Origin of the sequence: Paludibacillus litoralis, assembly GCF_037646705.1 — a bacterium.
In the GTDB taxonomy this organism is placed as follows: Bacteria; Pseudomonadota; Alphaproteobacteria; order Rhodobacterales; family Rhodobacteraceae; genus Pikeienuella; species Pikeienuella litoralis.
On record NZ_JBBHER010000005.1, the window covers coordinates 87399 to 101019 of the forward strand.

Here is a 13621-nt window from a genome sequence, read left to right on the forward strand (position 1 = left end):
CATGCTGCTCGCGATCGACGCCGGCAATACGAATACCGTTTTCACTGTTTTCGACAGCGAGCGGCTGGTCGTGTCCATGCGTTGTTCGACCTATGGGCCGCGGACGGCGGATGAGTATTTCGTCTGGCTGAATCGCCTGATGGAGCATCACCGCGTCGACAGCGCCGCCATCAGCGACGCGATCATCGCCACCGTCGTGCCGCAGACGCTGTTCAACCTGCGTCTGCTCTGCCGGGAGTTTTTCGGGTGTGAGCCGTTGGTGGTCGGCTCGCCGGAGTGCCGGCTCGGCGTGAAGATCAAGGTGAAGCGCGAGCGCGAGGTCGGCGCGGATCGGCTGGTCAACACCGTCGGCGCCTATGAGTCTTACGGGCCGAACCTCATCGTCGTCGATTTCGGCACCGCCACGACCTTCGATGTCGTTGATTTCGAAGGCGCCTACGCCGGAGGGGTGATCGCCCCCGGGGTGAATCTTTCTCTGAAGGCTCTTCATGAGGCGGCGGCGAAACTGCCGAATATCGATGTGGCGAAGCCGCCGCATGTTATCGGCGTCGACACCGTGGGCGCGATGCAATCCGGAGTTTATTGGGGGTATGTGAGCCTGATCGAAGGCGTGTGCAAACGGGTCGCTGACGAGACGGGCGCGCCGATGACTGTGATCGCGACGGGCGGGCTTTCCGCGCTTTTCGCGGGCGGGACATCGGCGATCAATCATGTGGACGGGGATCTCACAATGCGTGGCCTCGTCAAAATCCATAAGGAAAACAGGCTGTAAATGGCGGATAACGCGAAACTTGTCTACGTCGCCCTCGGCGGCGCGGGTGAAATTGGAATGAACATGTACCTCTATGGTCATGGGCCGGCGAAAAGCCGGCGCTGGATCATGGTGGATTGCGGAGTCTCCTTCGGAGATATGGACACGTCGCCCGGTATTGACCTGGTGATGCCGGATATCAGCTTCGTCGAGGAGATCCAGGACCGCCTCGAGGCGGTTTTCATCACCCATGCGCATGAGGACCATGTCGGCGCCCTGGGCCGGCTCTGGCCAAAAATTCGCGCGCCCTTCATCTCGGCGCCGCTTTTCACCGCCGAGGTCGCGCGCCGGAAGATGGCCGAATGCGGGCAGCCGGCGCAGGTGGTGAAGACGGCGAAATGGGACGAGCCGGTTGAGGCGGGTCCGTTTCGCGTCTCGTTCCTCCGGGTCACGCACTCGATCCCGGATCCGGCGATGCTGCTGATCGAGACGCCGGCGGGGAAGCTGGTGCATACCGGCGATTTCAAGCTCGACCCCGATCCGATCATCGGCAAGCCGACCGACATGGCGCGGCTGAAGCAGATTGGCGATGACGGTCTGCTTGGGCTGATGTGCGATTCCACGAATATTTTCGAGGATGGGGAATCCGGCGGCGAGCAGCCGCTCCGCCCACATCTGAAGCGGCTCATCAAGGGCGCGAAAGGGGCGGTCGCGGCGACGACATTCGCCTCCAATGTCGGGCGGCTGAAAACTCTGGCCGAAGTCGCGGTGGAATGTGGGCGCTCGGTGGTGGTCGCCGGGCGCGCGATGCAGCGGATGATCGAAACCGCGACGGAGACCGGCGCCCTGAAAGGGTTTCCGCCGACCATTTCGGATGAGCGGGCGCGTGACGTTCCGGCGGAGAATCTCTTCTATCTTGTCACCGGCAGCCAGGGAGAAGGGCGCGCCGCGCTTGCGCGGATCGCCACCGGAAGCCATCCCATGGTGAAGCTGAAGAAGGGCGATCTCGTCCTCTTTTCTTCGAAGACCATCCCCGGGAACGAGAAGGAGGTCTACCGGCTCTACAACCTGCTTTCCGAACAGGGGGTGGAGGTCGTCGATGACGACATGGAGCCGATCCACGTGTCAGGCCACGGCCGGCGGGACGAGATCGGAAAGGTTTACGCGGCGCTTCGGCCGCGGGTCGCGGCGCCGATCCATGGCGAGCATCGGCATCTCGCCGAGCATGCGGAATTGGCGAAAGGCTGGGGGGCGAAGTCCATCGTCGCGCCGAACGGAACGATGGTCGGGCTCGATCTCGATCCCCCGCGCGTGCTCCGCCACGTGGAGACCGGACGCGTCTATCTCGACGGCGAAGTGCTCGTCGGCGCGCTTGACGGAGTCATCCGCGCGCGGCTCAAGATGGCGCGGCAGGGGCATGTGTCGGTCAGCCTCGTGATCGACGAGTCGGGCGAATTGTTCGCCGATCCGCTGGTCCGGGTCGAGGGCGCGCCGGAGGTCGGCCGCGGCGGGCAGAACATCGCCGATACGATTGCGGATCGGGTCGACGCCGCCATCGTCTCCGCCTCGAAAAAGGAGCTGCGGTCCGATGACCGGGTCGCGGCGATGGCTGAACGTGTCGCGCGCCGCGCGGCGATGGAGGTCTGGGGCAAGAAGCCGGTGACATGCGTGCTGGTCACCAGACTCGAGTCTGAAGGCTGAGATCGGAAGCAGCCGATTGACGCGGCGGGCGGCGGGCGCCCGCCCCGGCGCCTTCTTGGGCGGTCGCTCGCCGCGGTCCGCCGACCGCCGGCCGCCCGCGCCTCTGGCGGCGATGCGCCGCGCGGGGCGATGGCCGCGGGCGCGGTAAACGCGACGACCGGTTCCTCGCATCCGCCCCACTCGCCTTGTTCCGCGTCTGGTTGCGAACGTGCAGGTCGATGACCCGGGCGCGCCGCGGCGAGATCATCCCGCCGCTGGCGCGTTTGCCGGTCGCCGGCGGCTCCGGCCGATCAATGTCCTTGCCGTTTCGACATCAGGACAAGAAAGATCTGCCCGATCACCAGCGGGCCAAGGCTTGCGCCCGCGGCCAAAAGCAACCCTGCGCCGCCAGGGTCCGGCAGTTTCAGGATGTCGGATAGACCCGGCGCCCAAAGCGCCGCCGCGATCAGGCCGAGACACAGCGCGATGGCCCCCCAGACCCAGGGATTGCGCGTCACCTCGTTGACGAGAACCCGCCCGCCAGGCATCCGCACGTTGAACACATTCCAGAGCTGCGCCAACGCCAGCGTCAGGAAGGCGACCGTGACGGCTGCTCCGGCGTCCAGCATCAACCAGTGGAGCGCCAGCCAGAATGCGAGAAGCGTCGTCGCGGTGATCGCTCCTCCGAGCACGCCGATGGCGATCCAGCGGCTGCGATTGATGATCGACTCGGCTGGGTCGCGTGGCCGTTGGCGCATGACGGCTTCATCTCCCGCGCCAAAGCCGAGGGCGAAGGCGGGAAAAACATCCGTCACAAGGTTCAGGAACAGGATTTGCAGCGGCAGCAAGGGCATCGGAAGCCCCGCGCCGACGGCCAGACCGACGATCAGCACCTCGCTGACATTGCACGACATCAGATAGACGACAAATTTCCGGATATTGTCGAAAATCACGCGGCCCTGCCGCATGGCGGCGATGATCGTGCCGAAGGAATCGTCTTTCAGCACCATACGCGCCGCTTCACGCGCGACTTCGGTGCCGCGTTGACCCATCGCGATGCCGATATCTGCCTTTTTCAGCGCCGGGGCGTCGTTCACGCCGTCGCCGGTCATCGCCACGATGTGGCCGCTGTTCTGATACAGCGTCGCGAGGTTCAGCTTGGTGGCGGGAGCGACGCGCGCGAAGACGTCGGCGGCGAGGATGCGGTCGCGCAGCGCTTCATCGGCCGTTTCAGGATCAAGATCGGTCAGGTCATTCCCTTCAATCACCGCGAGGGGCCTGTCATCGGCGCCCAATCCGGCCTGGGCCGCGATGGCGGCGGCGGTGTCGGGATGATCGCCCGTCATCATCACCACGCGCACGCCTGCGGCGCGGGCGGCGGCGATGGCTCCGGCGACATCGTCGCGCAGGGGATCGCGCAGGCAGACCATTCCGACAAGCGTCAAACCCTCGTAAGGGGCCACGTCGCCGCGCTCCGCGCGCTTCATCGCCAGCGCCAGCAGGCGCAAGCCTTCGCCGGCCGCGGCCCCGCTGCGGCTCAGCCAGTCCGCGCGCGTCGCGGCGTCCATGTCCTGAACGCCGTCCGGCCCCAAAACATGGGCGCACACGTCGAGCACCGCCTCCGGGGCGCCCTTGATCGCATAGAGGAAGCCGTCGCCGTCCCGGTGCACGCTCGCCATCATCTTGGCGTCCTGGTCAAAGGCGTATTCGCGGACGCTTTCGCATTCGGTCAGCAGCGTTTCGCGCCCCAGTCCCGCACGGCCTGCGACGCGCAGCAGCGCCAGTTCCATCGGATCGCCTGACGGGGGCTCATCCTCCCGTCCCATCGACGCGCCGTTGCAAAGCGCCCCGATCTTCAGCAATGCGCGAAGGCGCGCGTCCTGTCCCGGATCGATCGTGCTCCCGCCGCTTTTGAATTGGAGAGCTTCGCCTTGCCGATCCAGATCCACCTCCTGGTCGGAGACAAGGTAGCGCGCCACGGTCATGCGGTTTTCGGTCAGGGTGCCGGTCTTGTCGGTCAGGATCGCGGTGGTCGCGCCCAGAGTTTCGACCGACGACAGGTTTGAAATGATCGCATTGCGCGCTGCCATGCGCCACATGCCGCGCGCGAGACACAGCGTGGCGACCACCGGCAATCCTTCTGGAACCGCCGCAACGGCCAGCGCCACCCCGATCTGGATCATCGCCGCCAACTCATGGCCCCGCAGCACCCCCGCTCCGATCACCAATACGGCGAGCGCCAATGTCAGCCAGACCAACCGGCGCCCCAGCCGGTCAAGACGCTTTTCCAGCGGCGAGACCGAGGGCTCGGCGGTTTGCACCAGATGGCTGATATGGCCGAGTTCGGTCTCCATTCCGGTGGCGGTCACGATCCCTAGTCCCGACCCTTGGGTGATCGCCGCGCCCTTGAAGGCCATGCAGGCCCGATCTCCGATCAGGGCGTCCGGCGAGACCTGGTCGGTCTGCTTGTCGACGGGCGTGGATTCCCCGGTCAGCATGGATTCGTCGCATCGCAGGTTCGACGCCTGGACAAGCCGTAGATCTGCGGTGACCATATCCCCCGCGTCCATCAGCACGATGTCGCCTGGCACCAGATCATGCGCATCGACATGCAGCGTCTTTCCCCCGCGCCGGACGCGGGTCGTGACTGTGGCGATGTTTAACAGCGCCTCCATCGAGCGTGCGGCGCGAAGCTCCGTGACAAACCCGATCGCGGCGTTGATCGCCAGAACGACAATGATTGCGACGCCTTCGGCGATGTCATGGAAGTAGAAGGACAACCCCGCCGCCAGAGCCAGAAGCCAGACGATCACGCCTTTGAACTGATGCGCCAGAATGACCAGGACGCTTTGCCTGGCGCGGGCGCGCAGATGGTTCGGGCCGTGGCGGTTTCGCCGTTTGGCGATCTCGTCGTCATCCAGTCCATGTTCCGGGTCCACGGCCAGCTCGCGCGCCACAATTTCGGCCGGCTTGGCGAATACGGGCGTCTGGTTCAGATCTTCCATGAGAGCTTTCGTATGAATTTGGCGTGTCATGCGATTTTTCGGCCAGCCAACGCCCGGCCGCGCAGGGTTGCGGTCCGGCGTTCATTCCTGATGGTGTCCCGACCCTGATAAGAGGTCCGGCGGCGCCCTCCAAGCATGGAGATCCCGGCCCGTGCGGGGCGCGAAGTCAAGGCTGCTCGGAGCGACGGGCCGACCCGGGGGCTCAACCGCCCGCCGTCCGCACCCGGTCTCGATCCCGATCCGACGCCGGAACTCTCCGTTCGGCCGTACGATGGCCCGCACCGCCCGCGCCGATCACGACGGTTCGAGGGGGGAGGAAAGTCGCCTCCCTCCGGCGGAGCGGGGTGGTGGGGAGCGGGATAACGGACGGAAAATCGACCTGGGACAATCCTGACTGTTTTAGTTTTTTCCTTTCCTGATTCATTCAGTCAGTTATAAACGGCGCCGCGAAAGGGCGAGTCATCTCGGCCCGATCGGACTCAGGCGACAGCAGGGAGATCAGATCCAATGAAGACCATCACGCTCGCGTTTGCGGCGTCATTCACCCTTGGCGGCGCGGCGATGGCCGCAGGCGCCGACAAGGCGGACGTGATCGCCACCTACGCCGATATCGGGCACGCCGGCTATGAAGACAGCCTGATCACCGCGCGCCGGCTTGGCGCGGCGGTGGATGCGCTTCTCGGCGCGCCCTCGGCCGAGACCCTGGCGGCGGCGAAGGCGGCGTGGCTCGCCGCGCGGGTCCCGTATCAGCAGACCGAGGCGTTTCGGTTCGGAAATCCGATCGTCGACGCCTGGGAAGGCAAGGTCAACGCGTGGCCGCTGGACGAAGGGCTGATCGACTATGTGGACGCCAGCTATGGCGGCGCGACGGACGAGAACCCGGCCGCCGCGCTCAATGTCATCGCCAGCCCGACGCTGACGCTTTCAGGCCGGACCATCGACGCGGCCGAGATCACCCCCGAGCTCCTCTCGGAGACCCTGCACGAGGCGGACGAGATCGAGGCCAACGTGGCGACCGGCTATCACGCCATCGAGTTTCTGCTCTGGGGGCAGGACCTGAACGGAACCGGACCCGGCGCCGGGGAGCGCCCCTGGACCGATTACGCCATTGGCGACGCCTGCACGAACGACAATTGCGCCCGCCGCGGCGCCTATCTGAAGGCGGCGACGGAGCTGCTGATTTCCGACCTCGAATGGATGACCGCCGCCTGGGCCGAGGGCGGCGAGGCGCGGGCCGAGGTCTCGGCCGACGTCGACGCGGGCGTGGCCGCGATCCTCACCGGGATGGGCAGTCTCTCCTACGGCGAACAGGCGGGGGAGCGGATGCGCCTCGGCCTGATGCTGAACGACCCTGAAGAGGAGCATGACTGCTTTTCCGACAACACCCACAACAGCCATTTTTATGACGGGCTCGGGATACGGAACGTCTACACCGGCGCGTATGTCCGGATCGATGGGCGGATCGTTTCCGGGCCGTCGGTCTCCGATCTCGTCGCCGAGGCGGCGCCCGACGTCGATGCGGCGCTGCGCCTCGATCTCGACCGGACCATGGCCGCGCTCTCCGCGATCAAGACTGTGGCGGAGGCCGGCAAGGCTTATGATCAGATGCTGGCCCCGGGCGACGCCGAGGGCGAGGCGCTGATCATGCGCGCGGTCGACGCCCTGATCGCGCAGACGCGGGGGATCGAGCGCGCGGTGGGCGCGTTGAACCTCAGCCCGATCGCGTTCGAGGGATCGGACAGCCTCGACGCCCCAGACGCGGTCTTCCAGTAACCCCGGACCAGTTCCGGCCATCCAGTCAATCGCCGTGCGGCGCCAGCCCGCGCGGCGCTCATCCCGTCGCAGCCAGGTCGCGAGCCAGACGACGCCAGACAAGGACAATGCGACATGACTTCCATGCTTTCCGGCGCGCGCCGGCCCGCCCTGGCGCTTGGCGCGCTGCTCTCGCTTCTCGTTCCGCCGACGGCGGCCGCGGTGGCTCAGGAGGTCGCCCCCGGCGCGTCCGAGCCCGGCGCTCTGGCGCGGGCCGAAGCGGAGACCGCGCGGGAGGCGCGGGCCCCGGTCTATCCGCGTCTGACCGGCGGCGTCGCCATCGAGCTCCAGAACGATTACACTTTTGACAGCGACGATCCGACCGGCGAGATCAACGACCTCTACAACACGACCGAGGCGGCGCTCGCGCTGGAGATCTCCGCTGAGACCAGCCTCAACGCGACCCTGGTCTTCGAGCCGATCCGCGACCCCGGGCCGAATGACGACCGGGTGTTCGAAGATCAGGGCCTTTACGCGGAGGAACTGTATCTCCGCCATGATTTCGGGTTTCTGACCGCGCTCGCCGGCAAATACGACCCCGCGTTCGGCGCCGCGTGGGACGCCGCGCCCGGGCTCTACGGGGCCGATTTCGCCGAGGATTACGAGTTGACCGAGCGGCTCGGCGCGGCGTTCGAGGCGCCCTTCGCGCTCGCCGGCGGCGAGGCCGTGTTCAGCGTCGCGGTCTTCGCCGCGGACCGGACCTTTCTCTCGGGAAGCCTGGTCCATGATCGCGGCGAGTTGAACAAGAGCGACGGCGGGGTTTCGAACACGTCCGCGCCGGAGAGCGTCGTCGTCTCGCTGGCTGGGGAGACCGAGGGCGTCGACTACACCATCGCGTTCCGGCGGCAGGCGAAGGGCGTCGGCGACGCGGCGGACGAATACGGCCTTGTCGCCGGCGTTCAGGCGCCGCTCGGCGAGATGGGCGTCGATCTCCTGAGCGAGGTCGCGGTGTTCCCGGATTTCGACGGGACGCGCGACCGCGCGATCTACGCCACGCTCGGGCTCGCCGCGCCGTTGGGGCCGGTCACGGTTTCGGGCGTCTATTCGCTGCGGAAGATCGAGCATGCGCCGACCGACCATCTCGCCACGGTGTCCGCGGAATATGAGATCGCGGACGGGGTCTCCATCGGCGCCGGCTATCGCTATGGCCGCGAAGGGGGAGACGACAACCATACCGTCGGCGCGCTTTTCGTCTACGAATTCGGCTTCTGATGGTTCGGTGCGTCATATTCGCCGGGGCGCGCCGGCTGGCGGATCCGGGGCTCGCCTCTCCGAATAGGCGAGTCTATTGATCGACTATTGTCAATGAAGCGAGGTTCGCCGATGAAACGCCTTCTGCTTGGCGCCGGCATCTCGGCGGCGTTCGTCGCAAGCAGCGTCAGCGCCGACCTGAAGATCATTCCACGCACCGCGGCGGAGCAGGCGCGGGTCGAGGCCGTGACGGCGCCGCCGACCGATTTCTCCGTGGCTGAACCGTTCGAGGCGCGGCCCGGCGGCGCCGCGACCTCGATGAAGCGCGTGACCCGCGACGCGTTCTCGCATTCCTCGGCGTCGCTCTCCTTCGCGCGGGAGCTGGATTTCAAGGTCGGCAACGGAATCTTTCGCAAGATCTGGGTCTCCGCGCCGTCGTCGACGCTCGCTTCCGACGGGCTCGGGCCGCTCTTCAACGCCCGCTCGTGTCAGCGCTGCCATCTGAAGGACGGGCGGGGCCACCCGCCGCCGCCGGGCGCGGACAACGCGGTCTCGTTCCTGTTCAAGCTCGCGGTTCCGGCGGAGCGGAGCGCGCTGAAGGCCGAACTCGCCGCCTATCTCGACTACGCGCCGACCGCGCCGCACCCGGTCTATGGCGCGCAATTGCAGGATTTCGCGATCCAGGGCCACAGGGCCGAAGGCCGCGTCGAGGTCTCTTACGAAGAGGTGGACATCGCCCTTTCCGAGGGCGAGACCGCGCGGCTACGCCGCCCGGCATATGCGGTCGGCGACCCGGCCTTCGGCCCGCTCGGGCCGGAGACGATGCTTTCGCCCCGCGTCGCGCCGCCGATGATCGGGCTCGGGCTTCTGGAGGCGATTCCGGCGGCGGATATCCTCGCCGGCGCCGACCCGGACGATGCGGACGGCGATGGGATCTCGGGCGAGGCGCAGATCGTCTGGTCCGAGGAGCGCGCCGCCCCCACGCTTGGACGGTTCGGCTGGAAAGGGGGCGCCCCTTCGGTGCGGGCCCAGGCCGCGGCGGCCTTCTCGAGCGATATCGGCATCTCGACGTCGCTCCGACCTCATGGCTGGGGCGACTGCACGGAGGCGCAATCCGCCTGCCGCGCGGCGCGCGATGGCGGCGACGCGCGCGACGGCGGGCTTGAGGTCGGCGACGAGGCGCTGGATCTCGTCGTGTTCTACAGCCGAAATCTCGCCGTCCCGGCGCGTCGCGATGTCGACGATGCGACGGTCCTGCGCGGCAAGCGGATCTTCCACGAGGCCGGCTGCGCCGCCTGCCACCGGCCGAAATTCGTCACCGATCGGCTGATCGATCAGGATGAGCAGAGCTTTCAGCTGATCTGGCCCTATAGCGATCTCCTGCTTCACGACATGGGCGAGGGGCTGGCCGACGGGTTCAGCGAAGGCCGCGCGAACGGCCGTGAATGGCGCACGCCGCCGCTCTGGGGCGTCGGGTTGACGAAGACCGTGAACGCGCATGAATTTTTCTTGCATGACGGGCGGGCGCGCGGCCTTCTCGAAGCGATCCTCTGGCATGGCGGCGAGGCGGCGGCGGCGCGGGACGCGGTCACGGTGATGCCGAAAGCCGACCGCGCCGCCCTGATCCGCTTTCTGGAGTCGCTCTGATGCGCTGGCTGTTCGTCGCTCTCTTGTCTCTCCTCGCCGCGGCGCCGGCCTCCGCCGACCCGGACTACGCCGCGCTGACGGAGCGCGCCGTGGAGGGCCACGCGGTTCCCGGCTACCAACGGCTCGTCGCCGCGACCGGCGCGCTGACCGAGGCGGCGGCGACCTGCGCGCCGGATCGGACCGAGGCGGCCTACAATGCCGCCTTCGACGCGTGGATGGGCGTCAGCCATCTCCGGTTCGGCCCGGCGGAGGCGGAGGCGCGCGCCTTCTCCCTCGCGTTCTGGCCCGACACGAAGGGCTTCACGCCGAAGACGCTGCGCCGGTTGATTGCGGCGGAGGATCCGCTGGTTGACGACCCGGCCGGCTTCTCGAAGCTTTCCGTGGCGGGTAAGGGGCTTTTCGCGCTGGATTTCCTCCTGTTCGATCCGGAGATCTCCACCATGGGATCGGCCGCGTACAGATGCCGGCTGGCGGTGGCTGTCGCGCGCGACATGCAGGCGATCTCCACCGCTATCCTCGATGGCTGGACGGGGCGGCGGGCCGCGCTGATGGAAAGCGCCGGCGCGCCGGACAATGTCGTCTATCTGTCGGCGTCGGAGCCGGCGCAGATGTTTTTCACCGCCATGCTCGAAGGCTTGCAGGCGACGCTCGATCTTCGCCTCGAGCGGCCGCTCGGGACCGTCGAGCGGCCGCGTCCGAAACGGGCGGAGGCCTGGCGGTCCGGCCGCCCGCTTCGGAATGTCCGTTTGTCTCTGGCGGCGCTGAGCGCGCTTTACGAGTCCGCCTTCGCCCCCGAATTGAGCGCGGCGGAAAACGAGATGCTCCGCGCCGCGTTCGCCGATGCGGAGCAGAAGGCGGCTTCGGCGCCGGCGCCTCTGACCGAGGCGGTCTCCTCCCCCGAGGGGTGGGGCCGGATCGACGCCCTGAGGGCGTCGGTCGCCGCGCTCCGGAACGCCGTCAGCGGAACGGTCGGCCCCGCGCTCGGCCTTCTCGCCGGCTTCAACTCCCTGGATGGAGACTGACGCGATGGCGGAAGGATCGACCCGGCGCGCCGCGCTCGCGGCGCTTGGCGGCCTCGCGCTCGCGCCTCGCGCGGGGTGGGCGGCGCTCGGCGGCGCCCGGTTTCTCTCCTCCGCGCGCCTCGCCGATCAGACCCATGCGCTGATCGGGTTGGACGGGCGGGGCGGGGAGGCGTTTCGCCTCGCCCTTCCCGGGCGCGGCCATGCCGCCGCCGCCCATCCCTTCCATCCGGTCGCGGTCGCGTTCGCGCGCCGGCCCGGAAACTTCGCCATGGCGCTCGACTGCGCGGCCGGGGCGGAGCTGGCGCGGCTGCGCGCGCCGGAAGGGCGGCACTTTTACGGGCACGGCGCCTTTTCCGCCGACGGAGGCACGTTGTTCACCACCGAGAACGCTTATGAGAGCGGCGAGGGGCGGATCGGGCTCTGGGACGCGGCGGACGGGTATCGGCGCATTGGCGAGATCCCGTCGGGCGGGATTGGCCCGCACGATGTGAGGCTCGCCGCCGGCGGCGGCGCGCTGATCGTCGCCAATGGCGGGCTTCGCACCCATCCCGACACCGGCCGCGCGAAGCTCAACCTCCCGGACATGCGCCCGAACCTCGCCTGGATCGGCGTCGAAGACGGCGCGATTCTGGATATCGTGGAGCCGCCGGAGGCGCTCCGCTTCAACTCGCTCCGGCATCTGGCCGCGGCGGGGGATCTCGTCGCGGTCGGCGCGCAGTGGCAGGGCGACATGGCGGCGGCGCCGCCGCTTCTCGCATTTCATCGCCGCGGCGGCGGCCTCGACTGGGCGAAGGCGGGCGCGCGGGAATGGGCGACGATGCGGGGATATGTCGGGAGCGTCGCGCTTTCCGCCGATGCGAGGACGGTCGCGGCGACATCCCCGCGCGGCGGCGCCGTGATGACCTTCGACGCGGCGTCGGGGCGCGCTTCGGGCATGTTCCGCGCCGCGGATGTCTGCGGCGTCGCCCCCTTCGGCGCCGGCTTCGCGACGACGACGGGGCAGGGGGTCTGGGCGCGGCGCGGCGAGAGCGGCGAAATGGCGGAGGAGGCCCGGCGCGGGGTCGAATTCGACAATCATCTCATCGCGCTCTGAGCAGCGCGCCGCGCGCGGCGCTTTCCTCACGACTTGGTGTGGCGGCCGCAGGCCCCGGAGATCCCGCCCGATGGCCTCGCCATGAGGGAAATGCGCCCAACGGATCCCGGCGATCGCTCTTACCATAATTATCTCAATACGTTGGGCGGAGTGGCGCCTCCGCGCGGGCGCGCGTCTCTCTCCCCCGTGGCGGCGATGAAACGAAATTCGCGGCGGCGTGGCGCTTCTTGACGTTCGACGATCCCCGAGGCTACGGTTTTGGTGTATGCAAGATGACGGTGAGGCGGCGCGCAGCGCCGTTCGACCGGTTGCGATAACAAATGGCGACGTGAGCGCAGACTCCCGCCAGCATGGAGGAGATGACTGATATGAGTTCACCAAAATTGGCGCGTCGGAGCTTTCTGAAAGCCGCCGGCGCCGCGTCAGCCGTCTCGGTGTTCGCGATAACCGGTCGAGCGCGGGCCGCGGCGCAGTTGCGTCTGGCCCACCCGGCCGACACCTCGCACCCTGTCCATCTCACGACGGAGAGGATGATCGAACGGATCGCGGAGCGGACCGGCGGCGAAGTGGCGATCACGCTCTTTCCTAACAACATGCTCGGCGCGCCGACCGAGGTCGCGCAACAGACGCGCGCCGGCGCCATCGACCTGACGATCCTCAACCCGGCGAATATCGAAGCGCTGTCGAGCTCCATCGGCGTCGTCAATATTCCCTACCAGTTCGACGGGTACGATCACGCGCACAAGACGCTCGACGACACAGGACGCGCCTGGCTTTCCAGGCAGCTCGCGGACGCGGGCTTCACCTGGGTCTCCAATTACGAGTGGGGGTTCAGGGCGCTCTCCAACAGCCGCCGGCCGGTCGAGACGCCGGAAGACATCGAAGGGCTCAAGATCCGCGTTCCGCCGGAGCTGGCGATCAAGGCGGCGTTCGAGGCCCTGGGCGCCAACACCCAGACCATCGCCTTCCAGGAGGTCTATCTGGCCCTCGCCAACAAGACCGTCGACGGGCAGGACAACCCGATCGGGACCACGTTCGCCGGCAAGTTTTACGAGGTGCAGGACCATATCGCGCTGACCAAGCATATCTACGCCACGACGATGCTGATGGCCAACCCGCGCAAATGGGAGGCGCTGAGCGACGATCAGCGCGCCGTGATCTCCGAGGAGGCGATGATGGCCGGGACCGAGACCCGCCAGGCGGTGCAGGCGGACGAAGAGGATCAGCTCGCGCAGATGGAGAAGGCGGGTCTCCAGATCACGCGCCCCGACGTCGCGCCGTTTCGCGAGCGCATGGAGCCGGCCTACGCCCAGCTTCGTCAGGCGATCGATGAAGACGTGTGGGAGGCCTGGGCCGGGTTCGTCGACGCCGCCCGCGCCTGATCGGCGTCGTTCGGGCTCAGGGCCCATCTTTTCCCGCC

9 protein-coding genes are annotated in these 13621 nt (G+C 67.7%); 8 read left to right on the forward strand and 1 reads right to left on the reverse strand.

The features are described 5' to 3' along the window. Position 1: 1 nt before the first annotated feature. Together WG921_RS09615 and WG921_RS09620 are read left to right on the forward strand one after the other, a co-directional pair. A complete protein-coding gene (locus WG921_RS09615; RefSeq protein WP_340109012.1) occupies positions 2-772 on the forward strand; it encodes a type III pantothenate kinase in 771 nt (256 codons plus the stop codon). Next, on the forward strand, positions 773-2452 hold the full coding sequence (locus WG921_RS09620) for a ribonuclease J (protein WP_340109013.1): 1680 nt from the start codon (positions 773-775) through the stop codon (positions 2450-2452). It begins immediately after the preceding gene. 290 nt (positions 2453-2742) lie between these two features. Here the strand turns inward: WG921_RS09620 and WG921_RS09625 are convergent, their stop codons facing one another. Further along, positions 2743-5436, reverse strand: a complete 2694-nt coding sequence (locus WG921_RS09625) for a cation-translocating P-type ATPase (RefSeq protein WP_340109014.1) — start codon at positions 5434-5436, stop codon at positions 2743-2745. Positions 5437-5943: 507 nt separating this feature from the next. On the opposite strand from WG921_RS09625, the gene WG921_RS09630 reads away from it, so the two are divergent. The 6 genes from WG921_RS09630 (at position 5944) to WG921_RS09655 (ending at position 13583) form a co-directional block, all read left to right on the forward strand. Then, a complete protein-coding gene (locus WG921_RS09630; RefSeq protein WP_340109015.1) occupies positions 5944-7209 on the forward strand; it encodes an imelysin family protein in 1266 nt (421 codons plus the stop codon). 114 nt (positions 7210-7323) lie between these two features. Then, entirely contained in the window at positions 7324-8460 is a 1137-nt protein-coding gene (locus WG921_RS09635) for a hypothetical protein (protein WP_340109016.1), read from the forward strand. A gap of 111 nt (positions 8461-8571) precedes the next feature. Continuing rightward, on the forward strand, positions 8572-10086 hold the full coding sequence (locus tag WG921_RS09640; RefSeq protein ID WP_340109017.1) for a di-heme oxidoreductase family protein: 1515 nt from the start codon (positions 8572-8574) through the stop codon (positions 10084-10086). After that, a complete protein-coding gene (locus WG921_RS09645) occupies positions 10086-11108 on the forward strand; it encodes an imelysin family protein (protein ID WP_340109018.1) in 1023 nt (340 codons plus the stop codon). The genes WG921_RS09640 and WG921_RS09645 overlap by 1 nt, the downstream gene beginning before the upstream one ends. Before the next feature lie 4 nt (positions 11109-11112). Beyond that, positions 11113-12201 (forward strand): DUF1513 domain-containing protein, encoded by a 1089-nt coding sequence (locus tag WG921_RS09650; protein WP_340109019.1) that lies wholly within the window; start codon positions 11113-11115, stop codon positions 12199-12201. A gap of 368 nt (positions 12202-12569) precedes the next feature. Continuing rightward, positions 12570-13583, forward strand: a complete 1014-nt coding sequence (locus tag WG921_RS09655) for a TRAP transporter substrate-binding protein (protein ID WP_340109020.1) — start codon at positions 12570-12572, stop codon at positions 13581-13583. Positions 13584-13621: the final 38 nt, after the last annotated feature.